The 25,308-nt window shown below is 44.4% G+C and carries 24 protein-coding genes and 1 pseudogene; 14 read left to right on the forward strand and 11 right to left on the reverse strand.

The annotated features are described in order from the left end of the window. Nucleotides 1-51 precede the first annotated feature (51 nt). Nucleotides 52-1,278, forward strand: coding sequence for a sodium/glutamate symporter (gltS, locus tag CWO08_RS06625; RefSeq protein WP_102480387.1), 1,227 nt, complete (start codon nt 52-54; stop codon nt 1,276-1,278). Nucleotides 1,279-1,391: 113 nt separating this feature from the next. Here the strand turns inward: gltS and norW are convergent. The 4 genes and pseudogenes from norW to CWO08_RS06645 all read right to left on the reverse strand — a co-directional run bounded on the left by norW (nt 1,392) and on the right by CWO08_RS06645 (nt 6,180). Continuing rightward, nucleotides 1,392-2,571 (reverse strand): annotated as a pseudogene (gene norW, locus CWO08_RS06630) (NADH:flavorubredoxin reductase NorW). A gap of 1 nt (nt 2,572) precedes the next feature. Further along, entirely contained in the window at nt 2,573-4,072 is a 1,500-nt protein-coding gene (gene norV, locus CWO08_RS06635; protein ID WP_108020138.1) for an anaerobic nitric oxide reductase flavorubredoxin, read from the reverse strand. 293 nt (nt 4,073-4,365) lie between these two features. Beyond that, nucleotides 4,366-5,022 (reverse strand): NAD(P)H-dependent oxidoreductase, encoded by a 657-nt coding sequence (locus CWO08_RS06640; protein ID WP_102432119.1) that lies wholly within the window; start codon nt 5,020-5,022, stop codon nt 4,366-4,368. Between the two features lie 291 nt (nt 5,023-5,313). Continuing rightward, a complete protein-coding gene (locus CWO08_RS06645; protein ID WP_108020139.1) occupies nt 5,314-6,180 on the reverse strand; it encodes a glycerol kinase in 867 nt (288 codons plus the stop codon). A gap of 576 nt (nt 6,181-6,756) precedes the next feature. Here CWO08_RS06645 and CWO08_RS06650 point away from each other — a divergent pair. The 3 genes from CWO08_RS06650 (at nt 6,757) to CWO08_RS06660 (ending at nt 10,570) form a co-directional block, all read left to right on the forward strand. Next, nucleotides 6,757-8,649 (forward strand): PTS mannitol transporter subunit IICBA, encoded by a 1,893-nt coding sequence (locus tag CWO08_RS06650; protein WP_102432117.1) that lies wholly within the window; start codon nt 6,757-6,759, stop codon nt 8,647-8,649. A 185-nt stretch (nt 8,650-8,834) separates the two neighbouring features. Further along, complete coding sequence (locus tag CWO08_RS06655; RefSeq protein ID WP_102432116.1) at nt 8,835-9,983, forward strand: mannitol-1-phosphate 5-dehydrogenase; 1,149 nt, start codon at nt 8,835-8,837, stop codon at nt 9,981-9,983. Nucleotides 9,984-10,033: 50 nt separating this feature from the next. Further along, a complete protein-coding gene (locus CWO08_RS06660) occupies nt 10,034-10,570 on the forward strand; it encodes an MltR family transcriptional regulator (protein ID WP_196303849.1) in 537 nt (178 codons plus the stop codon). A 298-nt stretch (nt 10,571-10,868) separates the two neighbouring features. Here the strand turns inward: CWO08_RS06660 and nagB are convergent, their stop codons facing one another. Both nagB and CWO08_RS06670 read right to left on the reverse strand, forming a co-directional pair. Further along, nucleotides 10,869-11,669 carry a glucosamine-6-phosphate deaminase gene (gene nagB / locus CWO08_RS06665; protein WP_008216780.1) on the reverse strand — a complete coding sequence of 267 codons (801 nt, stop codon included), beginning with the start codon at nt 11,667-11,669 and terminating at the stop codon, nt 10,869-10,871. A gap of 580 nt (nt 11,670-12,249) precedes the next feature. Then, a complete protein-coding gene (locus CWO08_RS06670) occupies nt 12,250-12,603 on the reverse strand; it encodes a DUF413 domain-containing protein (protein ID WP_019819999.1) in 354 nt (117 codons plus the stop codon). 154 nt (nt 12,604-12,757) lie between these two features. Between CWO08_RS06670 and CWO08_RS06675 the strand changes: the two genes are divergently transcribed. Beyond that, nucleotides 12,758-13,648, forward strand: a complete 891-nt coding sequence (locus tag CWO08_RS06675) for a LysR family transcriptional regulator (RefSeq protein WP_102432115.1) — start codon at nt 12,758-12,760, stop codon at nt 13,646-13,648. A gap of 190 nt (nt 13,649-13,838) precedes the next feature. Here CWO08_RS06675 and CWO08_RS06680 read toward each other — a convergent pair whose 3' ends face one another. Next, entirely contained in the window at nt 13,839-14,042 is a 204-nt protein-coding gene (locus CWO08_RS06680) for a hypothetical protein (protein ID WP_048660610.1), read from the reverse strand. A gap of 236 nt (nt 14,043-14,278) precedes the next feature. Here CWO08_RS06680 and CWO08_RS06685 point away from each other — a divergent pair, with 236 nt between their 5' ends. The 3 genes from CWO08_RS06685 (at nt 14,279) to CWO08_RS06695 (ending at nt 16,758) form a co-directional block, all read left to right on the forward strand. Continuing rightward, entirely contained in the window at nt 14,279-15,655 is a 1,377-nt protein-coding gene (locus CWO08_RS06685; protein ID WP_102480396.1) for an AlkA N-terminal domain-containing protein, read from the forward strand. A gap of 62 nt (nt 15,656-15,717) precedes the next feature. Then, nucleotides 15,718-16,200: a methylated-DNA--[protein]-cysteine S-methyltransferase gene (locus CWO08_RS06690; protein WP_102432113.1), complete on the forward strand. Its 483-nt coding sequence runs from the start codon at nt 15,718-15,720 to the stop codon at nt 16,198-16,200. A 171-nt stretch (nt 16,201-16,371) separates the two neighbouring features. Further along, the gene (locus CWO08_RS06695) at nt 16,372-16,758 is read left to right on the forward strand and encodes a hypothetical protein (RefSeq protein WP_102432112.1); all 387 of its coding nucleotides are present in this window, start codon (nt 16,372-16,374) and stop codon (nt 16,756-16,758) included. Here the strand turns inward: CWO08_RS06695 and nhaD are convergent. Together nhaD and CWO08_RS23945 are read right to left on the reverse strand one after the other, a co-directional pair. Continuing rightward, a complete protein-coding gene (nhaD, locus tag CWO08_RS06700; RefSeq protein ID WP_108020140.1) occupies nt 16,755-18,194 on the reverse strand; it encodes a sodium:proton antiporter NhaD in 1,440 nt (479 codons plus the stop codon). The genes CWO08_RS06695 and nhaD overlap by 4 nt on opposite strands. A 228-nt stretch (nt 18,195-18,422) precedes the next feature. Continuing rightward, nucleotides 18,423-18,599 carry a hypothetical protein gene (locus tag CWO08_RS23945; protein ID WP_017061524.1) on the reverse strand — a complete coding sequence of 59 codons (177 nt, stop codon included), beginning with the start codon at nt 18,597-18,599 and terminating at the stop codon, nt 18,423-18,425. 526 nt (nt 18,600-19,125) lie between these two features. On the opposite strand from CWO08_RS23945, the gene CWO08_RS06705 reads away from it, so the two are divergent. The 4 genes from CWO08_RS06705 (at nt 19,126) to CWO08_RS06720 (ending at nt 21,869) form a co-directional block, all read left to right on the forward strand. Further along, the gene (locus CWO08_RS06705) at nt 19,126-19,863 is read left to right on the forward strand and encodes a nucleoside recognition domain-containing protein (RefSeq protein ID WP_102432111.1); all 738 of its coding nucleotides are present in this window, start codon (nt 19,126-19,128) and stop codon (nt 19,861-19,863) included. Next, entirely contained in the window at nt 19,863-20,330 is a 468-nt protein-coding gene (locus tag CWO08_RS06710; protein ID WP_004737023.1) for a YjiG family protein, read from the forward strand. The genes CWO08_RS06705 and CWO08_RS06710 overlap by 1 nt, the downstream gene beginning before the upstream one ends. 619 nt (nt 20,331-20,949) lie before the next feature. Then, a complete protein-coding gene (locus tag CWO08_RS06715) occupies nt 20,950-21,336 on the forward strand; it encodes an MAPEG family protein (protein ID WP_102432110.1) in 387 nt (128 codons plus the stop codon). Between the two features lie 8 nt (nt 21,337-21,344). Further along, nucleotides 21,345-21,869, forward strand: coding sequence for a hypothetical protein (locus CWO08_RS06720; RefSeq protein WP_060980902.1), 525 nt, complete (start codon nt 21,345-21,347; stop codon nt 21,867-21,869). A 42-nt stretch (nt 21,870-21,911) separates the two neighbouring features. Here the strand turns inward: CWO08_RS06720 and CWO08_RS06725 are convergent, their stop codons facing one another. Both CWO08_RS06725 and CWO08_RS06730 read right to left on the reverse strand, forming a co-directional pair. Then, a complete protein-coding gene (locus tag CWO08_RS06725) occupies nt 21,912-22,547 on the reverse strand; it encodes an START domain-containing protein (RefSeq protein ID WP_048663921.1) in 636 nt (211 codons plus the stop codon). A gap of 188 nt (nt 22,548-22,735) precedes the next feature. Further along, nucleotides 22,736-23,212: a YHS domain-containing (seleno)protein gene (locus tag CWO08_RS06730; RefSeq protein WP_048610296.1), complete on the reverse strand. Its 477-nt coding sequence runs from the start codon at nt 23,210-23,212 to the stop codon at nt 22,736-22,738. Nucleotides 23,213-23,322: 110 nt separating this feature from the next. Here CWO08_RS06730 and CWO08_RS06735 point away from each other — a divergent pair, with 110 nt between their 5' ends. Further along, entirely contained in the window at nt 23,323-24,147 is an 825-nt protein-coding gene (locus CWO08_RS06735; RefSeq protein WP_048663918.1) for an AraC family transcriptional regulator, read from the forward strand. Nucleotides 24,148-24,377: 230 nt separating this feature from the next. Next, a complete protein-coding gene (locus CWO08_RS06740) occupies nt 24,378-25,256 on the forward strand; it encodes a 6-carboxytetrahydropterin synthase (protein WP_102432108.1) in 879 nt (292 codons plus the stop codon). The last annotated feature ends 52 nt before the right edge of the window (nt 25,257-25,308 follow it).

Below are 25,308 nucleotides of genomic sequence, written 5' to 3' on the forward strand. Positions count from 1 at the left end.
ATAAAACTAGACTCATTAAGGAAGATGAGAACGTAAAAAAATAGAGGTTATATGAATCAATTAATTTCAATTGGACCACTAGAATCCTTCCTAATCGCGATTAGTGTTTTGTTTCTAGGTCATTTCGTCAATGCAAAGCTTCCTGTTCTCAAAAAGTACAACATTCCAGAGCCCATTGTCGGCGGCTTGATTGTCGCTTTTGCTATTACAGCCCTGCACTTTAACGGCCTTGATCTAGAGTTTTCTTTGCCCTTGCAGAACACCTTTATGTTGATGTTCTTTGCGACTGTAGGTCTTGCTGCTAATTACACACAGTTAATGAAAGGCGGTGCGAAGGTATTCTTGTTCTTGGGCGTCGCTTCGGTATACATCATCATCCAAAATGGTGTGGGTGTGACGTTAGCTACCGCGCTTGGTCTTGAGCCGCTAATGGGCTTGATTGCAGGTTCTATTACGCTGTCTGGTGGTCACGGTACAGGTGCAGCTTGGTCGCAAACCTTTGCTGATACTTATGGCATTGCCAACACGTTAGAAATCGCGATGGCTTCGGCAACCTTTGGTTTGATCGTTGGCGGTATCATCGGTAGCCCGGTGGCACAAAAGCTGATCGACAAAAACAACCTTGAATCAGAGTACGGCACAGGTACACAAACGCACGAGCGTTTCCCTGAGCTGGTGACGTATAACGAGTATGAAGAAGACAAAGTGACAGCCAAGAAGGTGATTGAAGTATTGTTCATTCTCCTTATCTGTATCACATGTGCGCAATACCTAGAGCAATGGGTGGCGACTTTTGAAATTTCTTGGTTGACGATTCCTGACTTTGTTTACGCTCTGTTTATCGGTGTGTTCATCACTAACGTGTTTGAAGTGACTAAGCTGCATAAAACCGACAGCGAAACCGTTGATATTCTGGGTACTGTGTCACTGTCTCTATTCTTAGCGATGGCGTTAATGAGCCTGAAACTGTGGAACATCTTCGACCTTGCGATCCCGTTCTTGGTGATCTTGAGTGTTCAAGCCGTGGTACTTGGTCTGTTCTCTTACTTTGTGACGTTTAAAGTAATGGGTTCAAACTACGACGCAGCGGTTATGTCGGGTGGTCACTGTGGTTTCGGCCTAGGTGCAACACCTACAGCGGTAATGAACATGGGCTCTTTGGTGAACCGATTCGGTCCATCACCACAGGCGTTTATGGTGGTGCCAATCGTCGGCGCATTCTTCATTGATATCGTTAACTTGATTATCCTGCAAGGTTACATCTCGTTTATCGGTTAATGTGAACACCTCGCTTAACGCATAAAAAAGCCAGTCTATTGACTGGCTTTTTTCGTTTTGTAGGATACTGCTTATGTTATTGAGTTTGAGCTATTGGGCTTATGTCATTGAGATTAAGTGGGTGCGCTTGTCTGCAGCTCTTTGAGTAGTGGGAATGCAGCTTTGGTATGCTCTCCAGTGACGATAAACCCAACCAATTGATTATCTGCATTGAAGCCTTTTGCGATAATGCCTTTCGGGTCAAAGCGGGTCTCCCAGCTTTGAGCTGTGTGCAGATCTCGGCCTGCAAGCTGAATCGGGTAGCTTGGGGTCTTCACCTTTGTAATGATATGAGGTAACTTGAGTTTGATGTCAGCTTCCTCGGGCATGCCATCACTCGTAATGAGCTGCTTTGCCAACACATTAGCAGACAAGATCGCGGGCTGGAGATAAGCCATGATACGCCCTTCAATTTCGGCGCAATCACCAATCGCATACACATTGTTAGCACTGGTTGTCATGGTTTGGTCGACAACGATCCCCTTGTTGACGGTGACTCCGGCTTGTGTCGCCAATGTCGTGTTCGGTTTCAGCCCTGCTGCTGCAATCACCGCATCGGTTCGTATTAATCGAGAAGAGGTGGTTTGTAACCTTATGTCCTCTTTGAGGTAAGTCGCTCGACAAACGGCAGAGTCTGTTTCAACGGTCACCCCTGATTGTCTTAACATTTGCTCCAACTCTAGAGAAACGAAAGGTGGCACCAAGCTGCTCAATAGATAGCTCGCGGGTTCGATGATCGTGACATCTTTGCCCGCAGTTTGAAGATCGAATGCGAGCTCGACCCCAATCAAGCCTCCCCCAATCACAGTGATGCGTTGGGCGTCATCGATCTGAGCTTTGTGTTTCTCGAACTCTTCCAAGCTATTTAACGTAATGGTCTCGCTGCGTTTAAGCCCTTCTGCTGGTGGAATAAATGGTGTTGCTCCTGTTGCTCCTGTTGCTAATACCAACTTCGAATAGTGAATGGTGTCATCGCCGACATGAACACATTGTTGCTCAATATCGATTTCTCTGACCTGTGCTTTGGTCTTGATAACCAAGTTGTACTGCTCAGCCAACTGTTGAGCGTTATGTATTAAGAGTGTCTCTGGCGTTTGCGCCTGACTAAACGCATGCGAAAGATTTGGCTTACTGTACTCAACCCCCCGAATCTGCCGTGATCATGGTGATCGCGATATCTTGGTCGAGCTTACGTACCATCTTGATAGTTTGTAGGGCAGCGAAACCGCCACCCACAATCACAATATTCGACATGTTACTTCTCCACAAATACTTCTTTGCCTAAATGGCATTCTGGGCAAAGGAAATCATCCGGCACTTGTGCCCATGGTGTTCCCGGTTCAACGCCTTGGTAGGGTTCACCCAATTGTGGGTCGTACACCCATTCACACACAGTACAGCGCCAGCAAGTGCAATCTGCGCTATGTACAGGCTTATCTTGCGCTTTTTCTGGCTTCTGCTCTGCCGTGTCTTTTAGCTCTGTTGGGGGGCTTGTTGGTGCTGATTCAATACGTTGAACGTTGCGCTCAACTTGCTTAGGCTCACGAACCTCGTTCGCATCGGTGCGCCAAACCTCGGCCAGTGTCATCCCGTAATCAATACATTGGCGAAGTGCGTCGGTATCCGGTTTCCAGTGAATATGCTGAGGTGCGCTCACTTCGAAGTTGGCTTCACGTAAGCGAGCATCGATGCGTTTTACTGCGCCGCCAGTCCAACCTGAAGAACCAAATGCTGCGGCTCTTTTTTCTGCAAAGCGCAGGCCGTGTATTTCTTCAAGTAGCGCGGCGATTTGCGGCATCATCACGTTGTTCATGGTCGATGAGCCAACAAGCACACCCTTTGAACGGAAGATATTGGCAAGGATGTCATTCTTGTCGTGCTTAGAAATATTGAAGACCTTGATTGCTGTTTCTGGGCTTCCTTTACGGATACCCTTTGCGATCGCGTCAGCCATCATGCGGGTGTTGTTGGACATGGTGTCGTAGACAATCGTGATGCGATCTTCTTTGTAGGCTTTCGACCACTCGTAATATTGCTCAACGATTTGAGTCGCATTATCGCGCCAAATACAGCCGTGAGAAGTAGCAATGACATCGATCGGTACGCCTAAGCTCAGCACTTCTTCAATCTTTGCTTTAACCAGCGGCGCAAACGGCGTCAGGATGTTCGAGAAGTAACGCAGACATTGTTCATGCAGTTCGACTTGGTCTAGCTGGTCATTGAATAGGTTTTCGTCGCAGTAGTGTTGGCCGAAAGCGTCGTTACTAAACAGGATTTCATCACCGGTTAAGTAAGTCGCCATTGAGTCTGGCCAGTGCAGCATTTTCATCTCAACGAAGATAAGTTGCTTGCCGTTACCGACATCAAGAGTGTCACCAGTTTTGACGGTTCTGAAGTTCCAGTCTGGTTGGTGGTGGTGACCAACAATGGAGTTTACACCCGCTTCAGTACAATAAACCGGCGTGTTCGGGATTTTAGCAAGCAGCGCAGAGAGCGCGCCTGAGTGGTCTTCTTCAGCGTGCTGACAAATGATGTAGTCGATCTCGTTGATATCGATTTCCATCTCTAGGTTTGCAAGGAATTGCTCAGTAAAGCGATGATCGACAGTATCGACAAGCACTGTCTTCTCTTCACGGATCAGGTACGAGTTATAACTCGTACCTTTGTTCATGTGGTATTCCTTACCGTGGAAGTGCTCGGTTTCCCAATCGTGGACGCCGACCCAGTGCACATTTGATTTAACGTGAATAGTCATAATGATAGTACCTTATTGAAATATCTAAGGCTCTCATTGCACTAGTTGTGCCATGTTTCTAAATTATTGTTTTGGCTGTTTTTTTTGATTTTTGAGCTCTTATTTGTGTCTTTATGACTTTTTAGTTTTTGTAATCATATTGATTTTAACGTGTCTTTATGACTTGCTGGTGGGTAGTGGCTTGGATAAATAACAGATATAAAAAAGGCCAGATGAGAGTCTGGCCAAATAAAGCAGTGCGATTTGTTTGTTTCAGCTATTACAGCGTTGTGCCTATTATAGCGCGGTAACTGTTATAGCGTGGTAACGACTTCATCAAGAGCTAGACGCGCTTTTGGTTTACCGTGGTTGTAGTCTTCGCCGTCTTTGTGGTAGCCGATAGCCAGTGCAACATCAACAACGTGGCCTTCTAGTTCGTCAGAAAACTCTTCGCCGATCATAGCTGCGTCTACACCTTCCATCGGTGTTGAAGCGATGCCAAGACGAGCTAGCGTGTGCAGTATGTTACCTAGTGCGATGTACACTTGAGACTTAGTCCAGCTTCCGTTGAAACCAGTCTCGTCTGTGTTCATTTCTGCAAATGCGTAAGCACCTAAGAATTGCTCGTACATTTCAGCTGGTAGGTGACCAGAGCTTACTTCTGTATCTGCACGCTTCGCGAATTTCTCTTTAGTGTACTTAGGATCGTGAGCAAACAGGATCGTGTGTGACGCTTCTTTCGCATGTGGTTGGTTAAACTGGAACATGTTTTCGAAAGTATTGTGGAAGCGTTGTTTTGCTGCGTCACTCTCAATGATGATGAATTTCCAAGGCTGAGAGTTGATAGAAGAAGCTGACAAGCGAAGTGCTTCTTTGATTACTTCCATGTCTTCCGCAGAGATGCGTTTTTCTGCATCGTATTTTTTAGCTGTGTAACGAGTGTTTAGATCAGTAATGATTGGATGAGTCATGTTGAATCCTAATATCTATCAATAATAAATGTTGTAGGGTTTTATGTTCAGTCACGTCAACAATAAACGGATAACCAATTTAAACGAATCTCAATAGATTGAACGTCTAAATAGTTATCGAACATGCCCCAATAAATCGAGTATCTGCGGTAGCTCAAGTCGATGGGTGTAAGATAATAGAAGAATGACTCGGGAAAAATAGCGAACATATCAAATCACTATGGATAATAATGTCCACAATGATTCGATAAGTGTGATCTTAATTGCGGTGGAATCTCAAGATTCAGTAGCTTAGTACGCCTTGATACCATATTGGCGCAATAATGGCGGAAGTACGCTGTCTAGGTTGGGGATATCTTCTGGCGTGATTTCGATTAAACCAAAACCATGCTCTTCATAGATTTTTCTCGTAGCTTCACGTTTATCTTCGGCGATTGGCGCAGAATCGGTTCCCCAGAACTGGATGTACACTTTGCCACTTGGTAGATAAAAATCGCTGATCACTTCTTTTGATATTGGCAGCGGACGCTCGTACGCATGAACCACTCCTGCCATATAAAGCCAGTTATCGATGATCAGCTCTCCCTTTGAACGTACATAATGCCCATCCAAGCTTCGGTGCTTCGCCTCAAATTTCTGACGAAAACTGGAGAATGACACATCGGTCGAGTGGCTTTCAGCATCATGCCCCAGGAATTCAACGACAGACTGCTTTAAACGTTTATTGCGAACCAGTGAGTCGTGCCATACCACGAATAAATTTTGAGTCGCTTTATCTTCTCTTTGTTCACCACCGGCTTTTAAGCCTGTAGAGGTGACATGCCAACCGTCTTCTTCTTTCTTTATCCACCCAAGTTCATTGAACAATAAGTTGATCTTCTTGGCGCTGAGATCAAAGGCGTGACCTAATTGCGTCGCGGTTAATGTTTTGCCAGAGAATGACTCTAAGTCGATAAGCAGTTTCTCTGGCCACACAATAAAGACACCAAATTTTTTGTGTTCTACATACTCCCCCCCAAAGCTTTCTCCTCGCTCGGTCAGCACCCAGCGGTCTTCTGAACGTACGATATAGCCAGCCGTTTTTAGGTCACTAAATAGAGTTTTAGCTTCTATGCCTTTTTGTTTAGCGAGTGCCGATGTGGAGATCTTGTCTGACATAGTCTTCTCTTAAGTCGTCATTTGACTACTGGATAATGTGGGGTCGGAATTACACAGGAACTGATTACTAGAATAACACATCTACTTTACGCAATTCCGCTTCCTCATTGTTCATGTATTTTGAGCTTTTGGGGGAAGGGTTCTCTAAAAAAGCATCAAGAAAGTCCTTTATTACATTCTGTAATTAAATTACATGATGATGGGTTTAATTCATCTGAGTGCATAGAAAACACACTTGGAATGGCGTTCCTTCATACATGGTTTATAGTTTTTAAGATGCACCTTTCATTAAGTGTGATCTTGATCTCTAATTATTTTTGACTGTCGAGTTAATTAGTGTGATCTATATCTCTCATGAATTAGAATTATTCTCATTAATTTTACTTTGTAATTTAGATTCATGACATTTTTGTGATCTAAAGCGTTGCTGTTAACCCCAAAGTGTTTTTTATGCGTGATGTTTGTCACGAAAGTTGGGCTAGGGTGCATTTTGGAAATGTTGTGATACATTTTAATCAACTTTTGAGCACACACTTTCGGTCATTTGACCAACCAATACACTACGGGGTTCTACCTATGTTATCACCAGAAGCGAAGATCAAGGTTCAAAACTTTGGTCGTTTCTTATCCAATATGGTAATGCCAAACATCGGCGCATTTATTGCGTGGGGTTTCATTACTGCACTATTTATCCCAACAGGTTGGTGGCCTAACGAAACGTTAGCATCAATGGTTGGTCCTATGATTACATACCTACTGCCACTATTGATTGGTTACACCGGTGGTAAAATGGTTGGTGGTGACCGCGGTGCGGTAGTCGGCGCTATCACAACAATGGGTGTTATCGTTGGTACTGATATCCCAATGTTCATGGGTGCAATGATTGTAGGTCCACTAGGTGGTATCGCAATCAAGAAATTCGATGAAGCTGTTCACGGCAAAGTGAAGAGTGGTTTCGAAATGCTAGTGAACAACTTCTCCGCTGGTATCATCGGCATGATCTGCGCGATCATCGCGTTCATCGTGATTGGCCCTGCAGTTAAAGTTCTATCTTCTGGGTTAGCGGCTGGCGTTAACGTAATGGTTGAAGCGGGTGCACTACCTCTAGCATCTATCTTTGTTGAACCGGCGAAAATCCTATTCCTAAATAACGCAATCAATCACGGTATCTTCTCTCCACTAGGTATTCAGCAATCTGAAGAGATCGGCCGTTCAATCTTCTTCCTAATCGAAGCGAACCCAGGTCCAGGTCTAGGTCTACTACTTGCTTACATGGTGTTTGGTAAAGGTAGCGCAAAGCAATCTGCTGCTGGTGCATCTATCATCCACTTCTTAGGTGGTATCCACGAAATTTACTTCCCTTACGTTCTAATGAACCCACGTCTAATCCTTGCGGTAATCGCAGGTGGTATGGCTGGTGTATTCACTAACGTAGTGTTCGACTCTGGTCTTATCTCTCCAGCATCACCAGGTTCTATCTTTGCAATCTTACTGATGACGCCAAAAGGCTCTTACATTGGTGTTGTTCTTTCTGTTATCGCTGCAACAGCAGTATCTTTCGTAGTCGCTTCAATTCTACTTAAGACTTCAGCTCAAGATGACGAAGAAGATTCTCTAGAAAAAGCTTCTGCACAAATGAAAGGCATGAAAGCGTCTTCAAAAGGTGCAGCATCAGAAGCAAACGTAAACCTAGCGGATGTAAAAGCAGTTTATGTAGCGTGTGATGCGGGTATGGGTTCAAGTGCTATGGGTGCGGGTCTACTACGTAAGAAAGTAGCAACGGTTGGTCTAGATATTGAAGTAACCAACTACGCCATCAACAACCTACCGGCTGATTCGCAAATTGTTATTACGCATAAAGACCTAACAGACCGTGCTCGCAAAACCATTCCTGGTGCAATGCACATGTCTCTTAACAACTTCTTAGACGGCGCAGTATACGACAACCTAGTAGCAGAACTGGTTGAAGCACAAAGTGGTGAAGCGAAGGTAGAAGCTCCGGTTCCTGCAGCGGCTCCAGCACAAGACGGCAGCAAGCTTGCACTTACTAACGATAGCATTTTCCTTGGCCTTAAAGCGACTCAAAAAGAAGACGTAATCAAGTTTGCTGGCGACCAATTAGTAAAACTTGGCAATGTATCTCCAGAGTACGTAGATGGCATGTTTGCTCGTGAAGAGCTTGTATCTACTTACCTTGGCGAGTCTATCGCAGTACCACACGGCACAATCGAAGCTAAGCAATACGTACAAAAAACCGGCATCGTATTCTGTCAGTACCCTGAAGGTATTCAGTGGGGCGAAGATGAAGACGATATCGCGAAGATGGTTATCGGTATTGCCGCACAAGGCGATGAGCACAACATGGTGCTGATGGCTATCACCAATTCACTTGATGATGAAGACGCTGTGGAATGCCTACAGAACACAACAAACCCTGCTGATGTTCTACGTATTCTCAACGGAAACTAAAAAGCTCTAGTCAAGCTCCTTAAGTGAAGGAGGCCGGTATCCCCCTACTGGCCTCATTTTCGGTCTAAATCTGTCTTAACAAGATTCAGTCTGAATAGCTTACTGCTTAATGCTTAGGGCACATCGTCAAGGCATGTTGTTGAGCAGTTAGCTATCTAGATTCAAATATTTATAAGGTCAAAATTATGAAAGCGTTACATTTTGGTGCAGGTAATATCGGTCGTGGCTTCATCGGTAAACTTCTTTCTGACGCTGGTATGAAGGTTACTTTTGCTGACGTAAATGAAACGGTTGTTAATGCGTTAATTGAACGCCAAGAATACCCAGTGAAGATTGTTGGTGAAGAGTGTGTTGTTGAAATCGTTAAGAACGTGACGGCAGTAAACTCAGCAACAAGCGCTGTGGTAGATAGCCTTGCTGAGTCTGACATTGTGACCACTGCGGTTGGTCCAACGGTTCTTAAAATTATCTCTAAGTCTATTGCTCAAGGCATTGAAAAGCGTGCAGCGGCAAACAACACCGCGCCAATGAACATCATCGCAGCAGAGAACATGGTTCGTGGTACTAGCCAGCTTAAAGCTGCGGTTTTAGAGCACCTTTCTGACGAAATGAAAGCGTTCACTGAAGCGCATATTGGCTTTGTTGATTCAGCGGTTGACCGTATCGTACCACCAGCAGAAGCAGGCGAAACAGACCCACTAGCAGTAACAGTTGAAACGTTCAGCGAGTGGATCGTAGACCAAACACAATTCAAAGGTGATATTCCAAACATCCCTGGTATGGAATGCACTGATAACCTAATGGCTTTCGTTGAGCGTAAACTGTTCACATTAAATACAGGCCACCTAGTAACAGCATACCTGGGTGTACTTGCTGGTCACGAGACAATTAAAGATGCTATTGAAGACCAATCGATCTACTCTGAAGTAAAAGCAACAATGGAAGAGAGTGGTGAAGTTCTGATCAAGCGTTACGGCTTTGATCGAGATGCACATGCCGCTTACATTTTGAAAATTCTTGGCCGTTTTGCAAACCCATTCCTGCGTGATGAAGTAGACCGCGTGGGCCGTCAGCCTATTCGTAAACTGAGCCCACAAGACCGCTTAGTTAAGCCATTGAACGGTACATTAGAGTACGATCTTCCGAACGCTCACTTAGTAAAAGCGATTGCTGCAGCATTCCTTTACAAGAATGAAGACGACCCACAAGCGGTTGAACTTCAAGCAATGTTCGCAGAAAAAGGTTTTGCTGAGACATTAGCGCATTATTCTGAGCTGAATATCGATTCAGAAGTTGTTAAACTAGCGGAACAAGCTTATCTAGCATTGAAATGATAAATCATCAAAGTGCCACCCCGGTGGCACTTTCTTATTGCCGAGCCGTTATGCCAATACAAACTAGCCATGAAACTGAATTACTTGAAGCCCTATCAGAAGCTGAGAGTGCTGGCGCCTGCCTAATGGCTGCTTACGATGCATTGGATGACACGGTAGATGCCGTATTAAAGAATATCTTTAAGAAAGATGACACTGCAATTAAGTTCGTTGTAGAACCTCTTCTTAACAGCGGTGGCCCGTTAGGCGAGATTATGATTCGCGCTAAGCTACTATTAGGGCTTGGTGTCATCAGTAAAGAGCTTTATGACGATTTAGAGGTTTTCGTTACCTTGAAAGAGTGGGCGAAAATACAGGGTGACGACACCAGTTTCACAGAAGTCGACATTATATTTGAGCTTAATAAGGTACACGCGATTCAGCGTATTATGCCAATCGAATATGATGTGGAGATGGTGGAGACCATGTCTGGTCCAATGCTTGAAATGTTTTTGGGGCGACATAATCAAAAAGTGAAGTCGACGATCGTTTTAGCTATCACTGACATTATCACTACCTTGTGCCGAGATAACGCGCTGAGTTCTTAGCTTTAGTTTATAGTCTTGCTTATCTTGTTTTGCATCCTACATATCTTGTAGCTGTTCGTTCGTTTCAATCCAAAATTTAAAATGATGGCGGTTTCTCTAGTTTGAGAAATCGCTTTTTTGTATTCACTCCAGCCCTCCTATTTCTTCCGAGCTAAGCATGACACAAATTGACGATTCTTATGTCGATTACAATCTGCACGTTTTGTTTTAATCGTTGGATAGTCTTGTACCTTGACTGCGAAATTCAGGTACAAAAAAAGCCACATAATGTGGCTTTTTGTCTCAACAAAACCTGAGATTATAGGTCTTGGATGTTTTCAGCTTCTAGCTCTTGGAAGTAGCGTAGAGTCTTAACTTTTAGCTCTTGTTGAGCAGGCTCATCAGCAACGATGATAGCTTTACGGTGCATCTGTAGAGCTGTAACAGTCCACATGTGGTTTACAGAACCTTCGATAGCCATTTGAAGTGCTTGAGCTTTGTTGTGGCCTAGAGAAAGGATCATTACTTCTTCTGAATCTAGAAGAGTAGCAACACCGATAGTTAGTGCGTATTTAGGAACTTGGTTGATGTCGCCATCGAAGAAACGAGAGTTCGCGATACGAGTGTCTTCAGTTAACGTTTTGATACGAGTGCGTGAAGATAGAGAAGAACCTGGTTCGTTGAATGCGATGTGACCGTCGATGCCTACGCCGCCCATGAACAGGTTGATTTTGCCGTATGAACGGATTTTCTCTTCGTATGCTGCACAGTGAGCATCGATGTCTTCAGCTTGACCGTCTAGCAGGTTGATGTTTTCTGCTTGGATATCAACGTGGTTGAAGAAGTTCTCGTGCATGAATGTGCGGTAAGACTCTGGGTGGTTAGGGTCGATACCAACGTACTCATCCATGTTGAATGTTACAACGTGCTTGAAGCTAACTTCGCCAGCTTTGTAAAGTTCAATTAGCTCAGCATAAGTAGTTAGAGGTGTGCTACCAGTAGGAAGACCTAGTACAAATGGACGCTCAGCAGTTGGAGCGAATTTGTTGATCGAATCTGCGATATGACGAGCAGCCCATTTACCTACTTTTGCTTTGTTGCTTAATGGAATAAGTCTCATTGATTTTGCCCCTAGAAATAAAATTTTATAGTGTTCTGAAACATTAATTCGCATTATAAAATAAGTTATCAGGTTCCGCTATTGTTTTAGGTCAATTTTTTGCCTTTTTCGTTGTATCTGTGACTAGAACTCTCAAAATTGCACAATAATTGTATGGATATTTGGTGGCGTTAAACAAGATTAATACGCTTGTCATATACAGGAATGTTGATTTGATTCAGTGCCTGAAAGGGTCTGTGCGTTTCTGCAGATTTATAAGCTTTGGCGTATTAAAGAGCTGCTGCGTACTCACTGGCTTTGAGAGTATAGTTGAGGCGTGAAAAATAATGATGGCAATGTGCCACTATCGTGATAAAAGGAAGTTGTTGAGCGAGGTTCGAAGAATTTAGTCGGGTTAGACACACTTAGGGTGACTAGAATAGATGTTGATTCACGCTATCGCTATGAATTATCTATAAATATTGGTAAATCCGAACAGGTTAGCTAAACTTACCAACTAAGAAGAAAAAGCGAGCTTGAAGTGTAAACATTGAAGGAAAAAAAAGCCCAAAGTGATGAGGTATCACCTTGAGCGATTTTACTAATCTTCTAACACTAACTCACTTTCGTATTCTTCCCTAGGCACTTCGCCGCGTTTGCAGCCGTTTAGGGTATGAAAGCGACGGCGTCCACGAGCTAGTTGAATGTACTTCAACCAAACACGCTCTAACTTGGACTTTGCCTTATGAGGGTGAGACAACACTTTAATGAAGTGTTTTTCTTCTGCATTGATTGGTGCTAGTTCACCAGTTTCAAGTGCAAGCATAGTGTCACCAAACAAGGTTAGGATTTCCTCTTCTGACAGAGTAAAATCACCCGACTTAGCGAACCCTCGTGGGAATTTAATGGTGTCATAAAAACGTTTTTTTCCGTGACGGAATTCGGTCTCAGACATATCAGCCTCAGTAATGTGGTTAGATAGAAATTAGTGTTTATTGCTCACGCGAAAATATTGTTAAAAGGCTAAAATAGGAAACAAAACGTTTTTGCCTTTACGATAAACAATCCTAGATCGGCTAGTTAGCAGATTTATTACAGAGATGTATTTGATGGATGTGAAAGTATTTAGAACCTTTCTTGAGGTTGCAAGGGTGCGCCATTTTGGGCGTGCAGCTGAAAACTTGTATTTAACGCAAGCGGCGGTGAGTGCGCGAATCAAGCAGCTTGAAGGCTATTTTGATACTCAACTCTTCATTCGTGACCGCAATAACATCAAACTCACATCTTCCGGTGAACGTTTGATTGGTTATGCTGAAGTGATGGTTTCCACCTTACAACAAGCGAAATTTGAGCTGTCGTTAGAGAGTGGTAAAGCCTTGCAGTTAACGCTGGGCGGCACGCCGAATATTTGGGATGCGTATCTGCAAAACTGTTTAAGTGTTGTGACCGACTCTTTTGGTGGTTATGGCTTTATGGCAGAGGTGATGGGGCGCGAGCAACTGAACCGTAATTTGTTAGAACGAACCTTAGATATGGCTTTCGCGTTCGATCAGATCAAAGCGGAAGAGCTGAACTGTAAAAAAGTCGCTGATTTGGTTTTGGTGTTGGTATCAACGCAGCAAGATGACCTGGAATCTGTATTCCAACATAAGTATGTGTATGTGGATTGGGGAACGCGTTTTGGTTCTGAACACGCAGAACGTCACCCTAAAGTGCCAGCGCCGTATCTTCGTACCTCTACGGCTCGTATCGCCCTTGATTTCATTTTAGAGAAAGGTGGTAGTGCATATCTTCCGGTATCTCTAGTTGAACCTTTTATCGATTCGGGTCAGCTGCACAAGGTGAAAGGGGTGGAAGACTGGTATCGCCCAATTTATCTGAGTTACCGCAAGAGCAGCACCTCGGTGGAGGCGATCATGCAGGTTGAGAAATTGGTTAATGAGATTGACCCATCGACCGCTTACACGCTGCAACAAGCCGCTGAACAAGCTCCTGAGTAACGGCATTTGCTATAACCATGTTTAGATTAAATAAAAAATGGCTCCTAACTAGTTATATAGTTGGGAGCCATTTTTGTTTTAAACCAGAGATGTACTTCTTTTCGGAACTAGAGATCGTTTCTCATTCCAATAAAATCGTTTAAGCCTGGTATATCTAGCCCTATTTTAAGGCTCTATAGTGTTAACACACTTATAGGTTCATTAGATTCTCAATAGACTCTTCGAGAGAGTGTGACATGTACGAATGGATTGTGTGGCCATCCGTTGCGTCAATCTCAATCTTAGAAATCCCGTTATCTGCTTTGTTTTCAAGAAAGCAAAGAGATTGCTCGACTGATTGACTGGTGAGAACCTGTTGGTTTGATAAAACAATACGACATGTGTGTAGAACCATAGCCTTTTCCTTTTTATATTCGATAGGTCTCTGCATCTTGGCGTGCTAAGTACCGATCGTTGACGTTGTGAGAAGAATGCCTTCTCTAGGTTAAATTTAGTCGAATTGAATAAAATTAAAACCCTTTTTTGTGATTTATCTAACCTTCAGTTCCGAAAGTGGCTAGCGACTATGGTGGTTCACGGTAAACTTTTAGTTATCGGATCGAAAGCGATGGCAAATGGGAAGAGTACAGCATGTCGAAAAATATCAATCACAACAGCACCTTAACGAACGAGCAGTGTCATCTGGCTCGATATGCGCGAGATGCTCGCTTTGATGGAATGTTTTTCACAGCGGTGAAAACGACAGGGATATTTTGTCGCCCGATTTGCCCAGCAACGCCACCTAAAGAGGAAAACGTCGAATACTTTTCCCATCAAGCTCAGGCGCTAAAGGCTGGGTATCGCCCTTGTTTACGTTGTCGACCAGACAGCGCACCTTTTTCTCCAGCTTGGAAGGGCGTCGAAACCACTTTCTTACGTGCGATGCAGTTGATTGATAATGGCGCGCTGAATTCAGGATCCATCGTCGATCTTGCAACGCGGTTAGGTATTTCAGATCGTTATTTACGAACCCTGTTCGACAATTACATCGGCGTGTCACCCAAGCAATATAGCCTTTATAGCCAGTTGATGTTTGCTAAGCAGTTGCTGCATACCAGTAGCATGAGCATTACCGATGTAGGTTTTGCGAGTGGCTTTAATAGCACACGTCGTTTCAATGATGCCTTTCAAAAAGAACTGCAGCTTTCGCCAAGTCAAATTCGGCGGGCAAAGCTAAGTGATAGTGTGAGTAATCATATTCAGCTTGGTTTTCACGGTCCTTTGGATTGGAAGCACCTGTTAGCTTTCTATCGACGAAGAATGATTGAAGGCTTAGAAGAGGTAGGTGAGGACTATTACCAGCGAACGGTAAATGTGAACGGGTCGAAGGGCTGGTTCCAGGCGACTCTGGCTAAAGATAACCGCTTGGATATTGAATTTGAGTTGGACGATATAAGCCATTTAAGAAGCTTGATTGCGAATATTCGACGTATGTTCGATCTTGATGTCGATATTGCAAAGGTCGAGGCCTTCTTTGAGACTATCGATCCTAACTTGGTGGCCAAGAGTGGTATCCGTATTCCTGGCGTATGGAATCCTTGGGAAGCAGGAGTGAGAGCGATCCTCGGGCAGCAAGTCTCGGTAACCGCAGCGATTGGCCAGCTCAACTTATTGGTTAAAGAGCTTTCTGATGCATCCGAGAAAGCGTATTTCCCAACGCCTAAGCAGATAGCGGAGGCCGATGTTAGCTTTTTAAGAATGCCGGGAAGCCGCAAAGAGACCCTAAAGCGTTTTGCCGAATACATGGTCGACAATGAAACTGAGCATCCTTCTAAATGGATTGAGCTAAAAGGCATTGGGCCTTGGACAATTCAATACGCGCTGCTTCGCGGGTTAAGCGAGCCTAACCACTTGTTGGTTGGTGATTTGGTAGTGAAGAAGTTTATTGAGCATCGACCTGCCATTAATACAGAGAGTGTTTCACCTTGGGGGAGCTACGCCACGTTCCATTGCTGGAATCAGTCTTAATAGAAGCAACCCGCGAACATGAGCAATCCACAAACATTTGCAGTACCACGCTGGGAGATATTATGGCTAACCGTTTTACATATTATGAGAGCCCATTGGGAACCGTAACTTTACAGGCGAACAATGAGGGCTTGCTCGGCCTTTGGTTTGAAACGCATACCACTAAGCCTGAACAGTTAGGCGTTCAAGATGATAGCTTTCCAATCTTTGTAGTGGCGATCGAGCAGCTTAATCGCTATTTCTCAGGCGAAGCTATCCAATTTTCTGTGCCGATCGCAGCCAAAGGCACTCCATTTCAGCAGTCGGTTTGGCAGGCGCTGACTACCATTCCTTATGGAGAGACTTGGAGCTATGCACAACTGGCTGATGCGATAGGTAATCCGAAAGCCGTTCGTGCTGTTGGCTTAGCGAATGGCAAAAATCCGGTTTCTGTGATTGTGCCGTGTCACCGTGTGATTGGCAAAAATGGCAAGCTGACGGGTTATGCGGGTGGTGTAGAACGCAAACAGCGCTTATTGGTAATTGAGGGAAGATCGCAAGACTAGAAAGCGATTTGGCAACGAGCCTGTCGTGATGCTGGCTGAGGCTTACGTAGCACTCAAGGACAAAGGCTAATAGTTCTTAAAATGTGACTTTGCATTAAAATCAACGCTTTCTGGAAAATATCTATTTGGTTGCATATTCTTTGACTATGTTCTCTAGGCAAGGATGCCCAAATGAATAGATTTCCCTTATTAATATCTGGCTGCAGCTGCGCATTATTGCTGACAGGTTGCTTAACTGATACCAGCCGACCTTTCGAGGTCCCACAACTTGTTATGTTTAAAGGCGTGTACGAGAACGCTGACAATGACAGCTATTTGTATTTCGAGTCGGGACAAGTGATTTATCAAACAACGAATAATTCCGTGACTCGAACCTATCGTATTGAAGGTGATTTGCTCAACATTAAGTTGAATTCAGCGAATAGCCGATCAGATTCTGGCTTGGTGATGCGAATACAACACGAAGGCGCGGTGCTAACCTGCAATCGGTGTCCAGCGATGCAGTTAAGCAACGTCTGGACACGCGTTGAACAACCTTTGAAAGGATCATCGAATTAGAAAAGCCCGCCATTTAGCCATAAGTGAGCAGCGATACTGACGGCATAGCCAATCATGATCACTGGCATCCATTTCAAGTGGCCAAAGAAGGTGTATTTGCCATGCGCTGCCCCCATTAATGCTACTCCAGCTGCACTACCAATAGATAATAAGCTACCACCAACTCCAGCGGTTAAGGTGATCAGTAGCCAGTTGCCCATCGACATTTGTGGCTCCATGGATAACACGGCAAACATTACCGGAATGTTATCGACAATCGCAGATAGAATCCCGACCATAATGTTGGCCCAAATTGGATCCCATTGGCTATACATCACACCAGACGCGAGTTCCAAGTAACCAAGCAAGCTTAAGCCACCGACACACATCACCACGCCGTAGAAGAACAGCAGGGTGTCCCATTCGGCATGCGACACTCTCCGAAATACATCAAAGGGCACGACTGAACCGAGTCGTTTCAATGCCCCCTCATCATTATTGGCAATCGCCACTGCCTTTTTCTTCGCTAGTGAATTCGGTAAGGTCTTACGCAAGAAATACCCAAAGAACTGTAGATACGCCAGTCCCATCATCATGCCCATCACTGGTGGGAAGTGGAGCACGGCATGGAAAGCAACCGCAGTCGCGATGGTCATGACGAACAAGAACACGATGCGTCTAGCACCGCGTTTTAATTCAACGTGTTGATGAACCGTATCGGGTTGGGTTGTTGGTACAAAGTAAGACATGATCAATGCGGGGACGAGGTAATTCATTACCGAAGGAATAAATAAGGGAATGAACTCACTGAAACTCACATAGCCAGCCTGCCATACCATTAGCGTTGTGATATCACCGAAGGGACTGAATGCGCCTCCAGCATTCGCGGCGATCACGATATTCACACAGGCTAGGTTAACGAATTTAGGGTTAGAACCTGCGACCTTAAGAACTACTGCACACATCAATAGAGCTGTCGTGAGGTTGTCGGCGATAGGTGAGATAAAGAATGCCAGAATACCGGTTAACCAGAACAGAGAGCGGAAATTAAAGCCTTTGCCCACCATCCACGCTTGCAGTGCATCAAACAGTCTTCTCTCTTCCATGGCGCTGATGTAGGTCATGGCGACGAGTAGGAAAAGTAACAGCTCGGCGTATTCGAGTAAGTTGTGTTCGAGCGCTTGTTTAGCCACTTCAACAAGGTTGTACTCTTGGTAGGTAAAACCGATGATTATCCAGATCAGGCCTGCCGCAAGTAACACAGGTTTGGATTTCCGGAGTTTTAGGTACTCTTCCATCATCACCACAATGTAGGCAATAACAAAAATGGTCAGTGATAGGTAGCCAACAAATGAGTTAGTTAGCTTGAGAGGATCTCCTAACTGAGAGGTAGTCGCGCCCGCAACCGAAGAAAAGAAGAATAAAGAGAAAACAGCAGAAAGCTGGATACCTAACATGGATTACGCTCCGAAGTTAATAAGTTATTAACACGGGTAAAAGCGTAGACCTAAATAATCATGTGCAGTGTGATAGATATCTTAATAATTCAATAGATTATAGTGAAAGCAATAGACTGTGATGAAAACGAAATACTTGTTTGAAGAGAAAAGAGAAAAGAGAAAAGAGAAAAGAGAAAAAGCTCTATCGGATTTAATGCCGATAGAGCTTACTCGGAATTGCCAATACTATGCAGCATTGAGATCAAACGTCAGTGTTTGTTCTGCAGCACATACTTCAACAGGCCAGCCATAGGATTGGTATTCAAGCGCAAGTTTGTCCGCTACTACGCGAGATACCGTTGCAGTGATCCACATGCCTTTGCCCATTACTTGATATTTAAGCGTTCTCATTTCCATAGTCATCACCGTTCTCCTTCTATATTGGCAGCGCGAAGTCTATAGCACCTCTGAGGGCTGAAATTTCGAATCAAGCTCAAATGCTTTATAAAATGGCTCACTGTTTGAGCCTGGCTCAAAACTCAATCAACTAAGGGTAAACGGTTGTATTTTGGAAGCGAAGTAACCATTTAAGTGTCTGTATTATAATTGAATTAAAATTTAACAGAAAAGCAATGTAAGAGATCTCTTACAACATTACCAGAGATTGCACTAGGTGAAAAATTTTCACTAGAAGCCAGATTTTTGTGGCGATTGTGTGCGTTTTTAGTTGCGCTGTTGAAGCAAGATTTGTTTAGTTTTGTATGTGAAATATTCTAATTTATTTAGCGTATGGTCCTGCTTTTAAATCCAAATCACAGTTTTATATGTTGCTGTGTTTCTTTTATTCAAACCGATACGCTATTTGATTTTGGTCATTAACCTTTCGCTCATTAGTTTGCACTATCTATACGTGTTCTGTTCCACATAAACGAGATGTATAGAGGTCCTTATGACTAATCCAACCAAAGCCGATCGTAAAGTCACGATCGGCAGCTATATCGCACTCGCTTTCGCGATTGTGTTCTTTTCAGGCTTAATGCAGTCCAATGAATGGTATGGAGTGTTCGATTTTACAACGCTCAACGGTTCATTCGGTAAGGTCGCTTACGATGTGAGTGAAACGGCCGATGGTATTCAAGCAGCAACGACGTCACTGCGTGGTAAAGGCGGTAGTGGTGCTCGTGACGGTTTCATTTTTGCTTTGACACTTATTCCGACCGTGATGTTTGCACTAGGTATGATCAACGTACTTGAGCATTACGGAGCACTGGATGCCGCTCGTAAACTGCTGACACCTCTGCTTCGCCCTTTAATGGGCATTCCGGGTAACTCAGGCTTGGCACTGATCGCGTCTTTGCAAAGTACCGATGCGGGTGCTGCGATGACACGTCAACTGAAAGACGAAGGGCACCTAACCAAGCGCGAAACCGATGTATTCACTATGTTCCAATTCACGGCGGGTGCGGCGATCGTTAACTTCTTCTCGTCGGGTGCGGTGTTGTTCACTCTAACCGCGATGGATGGCTCTTTAGCGGTGACATCGTCAATTGGTTTGGCTGTAGCTGTGATGTTTATCTTTAAGTTTGTCGGTGCGAACCTGTTTCGTATCTACCTGAATATTACTGAAGGCAAAGAAGACAAACCAAAATCAGACAAAGAACAAAAACTGGAAGAGGAAGTAGCATAATGAGCGAAGTTAAAGCAAAGAAACCAATGGTTACTGATATTTTCGTTGAAGGTGCTAAGAAAGGCTGGGTTATTGCGACTACTTCTACAGTACCGAATGTTCTGATGGCGTTTGTGATCATCAAGGCATTGCAGATTACGGGCGCGTTGGATCTGATGGGCAGCGTATTTGCTCCAATCATGGCGGTATTTGGTTTACCTGGCGAAGCGGCAGCGGTATTGATCGGTGCGTGGATGTCGATGGGTGGCGCAGTGGGCGTGGTTATTACGCTGTTTGACCAAGGCATTTTGAACGGCAATCATATCGCTATTTTGGCGCCAGCTATCTACTTGATGGGTTCTCAAGTGCAATACATGGGTCGTATCATGGGACCAATTGGTACTGAAGGTCGCTACATCCCGGTGATGATCGCGATTTCGGTATTGAATGCCTTTGGTGCAATGTTCCTGATGAACATTATTTTGTAACGTAACTTTTAACGGCTAGCTACTAATCGCTTTTCGGCGTTATAAAAAAGGAAACCCCGTTTGGGTTTCACCAAACGGGGTCTATTCTTTTCGTAGCCATCCTGCTACTGCGCGTTACTTATCTTTCAATAGGTAACTAGTGCTCCCTGCATCGTTCCTTGACGTGGCTAAATCCTTTAACCTATCCAATTCATCGCCTTCCTAGCGGTGTCCTTGCAAACTCATCATCCAGATAAGCGGCTCTATCCTAGAGCATAACTTCCTTGCTGATAACTCATCCTAAGCCACCAAATCTTCATCCTGAAGATACCTAATCCGTTAGGCTTTTTCCTGTTCCTGCCAACTCCCTGTCGACATGTGTATTAAACACTGCAGAGGCTTTACTCACAATCCACCTCAAGCAAATAATCTGCAGGTTTATCCAAAGAAAACTGTGCGGACTCATACAAAACAAGGGCTTGGGTTTGTAATCTAGGATTTTTCTGCGAAGCTTGATTGTAATCTCTTACGTTTTTTGTGAGAGATCTCTTACACGTGCGCGGGCGTGAATGCTCATTATTTTATGAATACAGATACTATGAGGTAGCCCGCCGAATAAACTAACCAGTAGGAAATGATAATGGTTACAGCGTTATATGCTGCGTTGCTCACTTTGGTTATGCTATGGCTTTCCATTGAAGTGATTAAGCAAAGAAGAAAGAATCAAGTGGCACACGCAGATGGTGGTATTGAATCGTTACAAGTGGCTCGTTCCGCTCAAAGTAATGCTATGGATTATATTCCGATTACAGTGATACTGATGGCGTTGCTAGAGTTCAACGGTTCTAATGTGTGGCTGATCCATGTTATTGGTATTGCTTTTGTTATTGGGCGTATTGTTCATGGAAAAAGTATTCTTGCTCGCAGTCTAAAGGGAAGAAAGCAAGGCATGTATTTGACCTTTGCCAGCATGGTATCTTTAGTTGTCCTAAACTTAGCTTACCTACCTTTTGATAAAATGTTCTAGGAAGCATTATGGCGTTGCGCCTTCCACCTGCTTGGGCGATTGTCCTCGCAGGCTTGATACTCAACATCATGGCGATTGTCATGTCGAGCTTGGTGCTCGATAAAATTGAAGCTGAGAAAGCGGAATATAACGATCGAAAATTCGGCAATGTGTACTCAATACAGCTTGCTTGGAATACGATCGAAACCCTAGAGCGCAAGCGCGAAGCGATTCTGATTCACCTTGATAAACCAGAAACGGTGCAGCCTACCACTGTTCTTGATGAAGCACTGCGCGGGCAACTTAGGCGTTGGGTGAGTAGCGAAGTGCCAAATATCTCTTTGGCTAACTTGCCGAAACTGATGATGCTGATAAACAGTGCTCAAGAATCGCAACGAACTCGAATCGATGACTACTATTTGGATAACCTGACCTTAGTTGAATTAATCCAAAGGCTTGATGAGAAAATGGCTTTCTATAAGAATATTGCCTTGTTTCTTCAGGTGTTTGGTTTGGCGCTTATCTTAGCTCGTGACCTCGCTAGAAGACCTTAGTCTTTAACTTTATTTCCTCTATTTACTTGTCTACTTTTACCGTTAGCGAGACTCACTTGGCAGGTTAGGATGCTGTTGGCCTTGGTACTTTGGTAACTGTTCTTTCAGTCCCTTAAACGTGCTCAGTGCACTGCCTATCGATAACTTGTTCATCAACCAATTCGGTAGGATGCCACCTGCGTTCGCATAAGCGGTGTAGGTGATGTAGGTATTGCCATTAGTCAGCGGTTGCAGTGTCCAAAGTGCGTCCACATCATAGATTCGAATGTACCCCGACTCTTTCGCCAAATAGTTCGACGCATCCTTTATCGACAAGACAAATTGCCCATCCTCGATACTGTATTTTGAGTAAGTCACCATGTCTCTATCTCTGGCAGGCCAAGGTGCTTTGAATTGGGTATAGACGATGTTTTCATCTTCAGATATCTGCATCAACACACGGCTTTGCGACACATTATCTATCCAGTTTGGCACGTTCTCGCTGTCTTCAAGCAACAACAGAAAACCGGAGTAAGTGGTGGGCGTTTGCATTTGCGCTCGTATTTCGACCAAGCCTTCACGGTGTGGCCTTTTATCAATCATGATGCCATCTTCACTTTTGACGAACTGCCATGGGTTGGCATAACTCAGTGTCGATAGGGCGCAGAGGCCGAGTACCAAAATCCTAGGTAATGTCATTATTCTTCCATAAAAAGAAAAGCTTATCTGCTAGGAGTATAGAATAAAATGGGCTTGGTAGGTGTTACCTATCGCTTTGGGTTCACCTCTTTTGGAAAAATCACAATGAAAACGGAAGCGTTCGGCCGCTTCCGTTTTATTCTTGGGTAATGGATAAGTGCTGTAGGCGAGAACTTAGAACTTAGAACCTAGAGCTTATAGGCTTCTACGGTTTTGATGGTTGTCCAGTTGCTGTTAGCGTCTTGGATGAACTCTTGTGTGTTCTCCAGCCAGCGTTTTTGAACCGATTTGTCTAAGTTCAGATACAACTTCCCATCTTCCACCTTCCAAGCGAGAGGGTCGGTTTCAAACTTCTTACCCATCGCTACCCCAAACGCGCAATAACCGCCATATTGAGGGGCATAGGCTTCTGGATTGGCTCGAAATTCATCTCTGTTTTCACTGCTCGCAAAGTTATAGATCGCATTCTTGTAGGTCGCTGTGAACTCTGATGTGCCTTTTACTGGGCCTTCATTGGCAAAGTAAGCGACAGGGTCATAACCTTTAATCGCGAGATCATTGCTGTCGACACTCATATCAAGGTCTGCTGCCATTAACGAAAAGCTGGTGCCTAGTAACGCGGCCAATAGAGTGATTTTTTGACTGGTCGATTTCATGTGTGACATATCAAGTTCCTTGTCAGTGTTGGTTATCTTGTTTGAAATAATTTAGCCCACTCGCCCGGTCTATAGAGGGACAAAAGAACTAAAAACTAAGCGAATCGTTCGGAGGATGCATGGATCTGCTTTCACAATTAATGGAACACTTCTCGATACGCACTGGCGTTTTCTATTCAGGAAACCTGTGTGGAGTATCGTCATTTAACGCGCAACAAGGTAAAGAGGGGCATCTTCATGTATTGAGCGCAGGGGAGTTGAGCTTGTCTAGTGCTCACACGGAACACCGGCATTTGTCGCAGCCTTGCATTGTTTATCTGCCGAATAGCACACCACATGCGATTGAAGGTGTGGGAGACGGTGCGGAGGTCGTGTGTGCGAACGTGGAGTATCGTTCAGGACAGATGAATCCTTTATTGTCGGCTCTGCCTGACGTAATAGTGATTCCGTTTGAGGATGCGCCTAACTTAATGCCAGTGATTGAGGTGTTATCTAATGAATCGAGCCAAGAATCGTCGGGGCAGCAGTACTTAATGGATAAGTTGAGTGATGCCTTGATGGCTTTGATTTTCCGTCATCTCATTGAACAACAGAAAATTGATAGCGGCGTTTTCTCGGCTCTTGCTCACCCGCGATTGGCTTCGGTGGTCACGGCTATTCATCGATTACCTGCTCGTCATTATTCGATCGCCGAAATGGCGTCACTGGCCGCGATGTCTCGCACTCAGTTTATTGAAGCGTTTAAGCGAGAAGTGGGTGAAACGCCGGGAGACTATGTGCAAAAGTGGCGAGTCTCTGTGGCTCAATCTTTGTTATTGCAAAATAAGCCGATCAATTGGGTTGCTGATGAAGTGGGTTACAATAGCTACTCAGGATTCTCACGTGCTTTTCAACATGTTGCCGGAGTGTCGCCGCGTCTTTGGCTGAAGCAAAATGTGTCGTGAAACGCCGGGCAACCCAACGCGTTTTATGGCTATTCGCATGAGACTGGCCTATGTTTTAGCGGAAATTGAGCGTAGTTTGTCCATTTCTCGAATGACGGTGTAAAAAGGTGGACTTTATAAGCTCGTTGTAACATCCTGCCCGTCCTATTTTATCAGACATCAATGAGACGAAGTGCCTGCTGAACATTATTCAGCCTCCCGTATCTCATTAAAGCACTAAGGAGTTCCACTTGAACCTATTTGTAAGAGACCTTACCGTTATCGATTCTTCATACATCTGTGAACACAGAGGGGTCGTAGGAGATAGTTGGATTTTAGATGTCACCATGTCTGGTGAACTTAATGAAATGAGCATGGTGCTGGATTTTAGCAAGGTCAAAAAGCAGATCAAACAGCTTGTCGATGAGCACGTTGATCACCGTTTGCTGCTGCCAATGCAAAGCGCTGCAATTGTTCTTCAAGCGAGCAAAGCGGGCTACTCTAAGGTTGATGTGTTGCGTGGTGACAAGAGCCTCCACCTACATTGCCCTGACGAAGCATATTGCTTGATTGATGCAGAAGCGATCACTATCGAGAGTGTGACCGCACACGTTTATGATATTCTTCGCGATAACCTGCCAAGTAACGTCACAGGGTTAGAGATCACCCTTCGTCATGAGAACATTAATGGCGCGTTTTACCACTATACCCATGGTTTAAAAAAGCACGATGGTAATTGTCAGCGTATTGCGCATGGCCACCGTTCTCCAGTCGAAATTGTGGTCGATGGTCAGCGTGACGAGCAACGTGAACAAGCATTTGCTCAGCGCTGGGAAGATATTTATTTAGGTTCTAAAGAAGACCAAGTTTCGGTCTCTTCACTTAACCTGAGTGAACACGCGCAAAGTGCTAATGATGAAAGTCACTATGGCTTCAGCTACACGGCGCCACAAGGCGAATTTGAGCTAGCGATTGCTAAGAGTGAGACTGAAATTTTACCGACCGATACCACGGTAGAATTACTTGCGGGCTATATTGCGGACCAAGTTGAACCGAGCCTAGCAGAGAACCAATCACTACAAATTGTGGCTTATGAAGGGGTAGGTAAAGGCGCGATGGCGTTCCGATAACACCTCACGAGAGAGAATCTCAGTTCTAATATGATGAAAGAAAGGCAAGATA

Source organism: Vibrio sp. 10N.286.48.B8, from assembly GCF_003050085.1.
In the GTDB taxonomy this organism is placed as follows: Bacteria; Pseudomonadota; Gammaproteobacteria; order Enterobacterales; family Vibrionaceae; genus Vibrio; species Vibrio crassostreae.

Bases quoted from the DNA above. Each gene is read 5' to 3' on its own strand.
- nagB (WP_008216780.1), bottom strand. From the start codon at position 11,669: ATGAGACTTATTCCATTAAGCAACAAAGCAAAAGTAGGTAAATGGGCT.
- CWO08_RS06660 (WP_196303849.1), top strand. From the start codon at position 10,034: ATGCCAATACAAACTAGCCATGAAACTGAATTACTTGAAGCCCTATCA.
- CWO08_RS06650 (WP_102432117.1), top strand. From the start codon at position 6,757: ATGTTATCACCAGAAGCGAAGATCAAGGTTCAAAACTTTGGTCGTTTC.
- CWO08_RS06680 (WP_048660610.1), bottom strand. From the start codon at position 14,042: ATGGTTCTACACACATGTCGTATTGTTTTATCAAACCAACAGGTTCTC.
- CWO08_RS06675 (WP_102432115.1), top strand. From the start codon at position 12,758: ATGGATGTGAAAGTATTTAGAACCTTTCTTGAGGTTGCAAGGGTGCGC.
- CWO08_RS06655 (WP_102432116.1), top strand. From the start codon at position 8,835: ATGAAAGCGTTACATTTTGGTGCAGGTAATATCGGTCGTGGCTTCATC.
- CWO08_RS06720 (WP_060980902.1), top strand. From the start codon at position 21,345: ATGGCGTTGCGCCTTCCACCTGCTTGGGCGATTGTCCTCGCAGGCTTG.
- CWO08_RS06730 (WP_048610296.1), bottom strand. From the start codon at position 23,212: ATGTCACACATGAAATCGACCAGTCAAAAAATCACTCTATTGGCCGCG.
- nhaD (WP_108020140.1), bottom strand. From the start codon at position 18,194: ATGTTAGGTATCCAGCTTTCTGCTGTTTTCTCTTTATTCTTCTTTTCT.
- CWO08_RS06715 (WP_102432110.1), top strand. From the start codon at position 20,950: ATGGTTACAGCGTTATATGCTGCGTTGCTCACTTTGGTTATGCTATGG.
- norV (WP_108020138.1), bottom strand. From the start codon at position 4,072: ATGACTATTCACGTTAAATCAAATGTGCACTGGGTCGGCGTCCACGAT.
- CWO08_RS06670 (WP_019819999.1), bottom strand. From the start codon at position 12,603: ATGTCTGAGACCGAATTCCGTCACGGAAAAAAACGTTTTTATGACACC.
- CWO08_RS06725 (WP_048663921.1), bottom strand. From the start codon at position 22,547: ATGACATTACCTAGGATTTTGGTACTCGGCCTCTGCGCCCTATCGACA.
- CWO08_RS23945 (WP_017061524.1), bottom strand. From the start codon at position 18,599: ATGACTATGGAAATGAGAACGCTTAAATATCAAGTAATGGGCAAAGGC.
- CWO08_RS06710 (WP_004737023.1), top strand. From the start codon at position 19,863: ATGAGCGAAGTTAAAGCAAAGAAACCAATGGTTACTGATATTTTCGTT.
- CWO08_RS06640 (WP_102432119.1), bottom strand. From the start codon at position 5,022: ATGACTCATCCAATCATTACTGATCTAAACACTCGTTACACAGCTAAA.
- CWO08_RS06685 (WP_102480396.1), top strand. From the start codon at position 14,279: ATGTCGAAAAATATCAATCACAACAGCACCTTAACGAACGAGCAGTGT.
- CWO08_RS06645 (WP_108020139.1), bottom strand. From the start codon at position 6,180: ATGTCAGACAAGATCTCCACATCGGCACTCGCTAAACAAAAAGGCATA.
- gltS (WP_102480387.1), top strand. From the start codon at position 52: ATGAATCAATTAATTTCAATTGGACCACTAGAATCCTTCCTAATCGCG.
- CWO08_RS06690 (WP_102432113.1), top strand. From the start codon at position 15,718: ATGGCTAACCGTTTTACATATTATGAGAGCCCATTGGGAACCGTAACT.
- CWO08_RS06695 (WP_102432112.1), top strand. From the start codon at position 16,372: ATGAATAGATTTCCCTTATTAATATCTGGCTGCAGCTGCGCATTATTG.
- CWO08_RS06735 (WP_048663918.1), top strand. From the start codon at position 23,323: ATGGATCTGCTTTCACAATTAATGGAACACTTCTCGATACGCACTGGC.
- CWO08_RS06705 (WP_102432111.1), top strand. From the start codon at position 19,126: ATGACTAATCCAACCAAAGCCGATCGTAAAGTCACGATCGGCAGCTAT.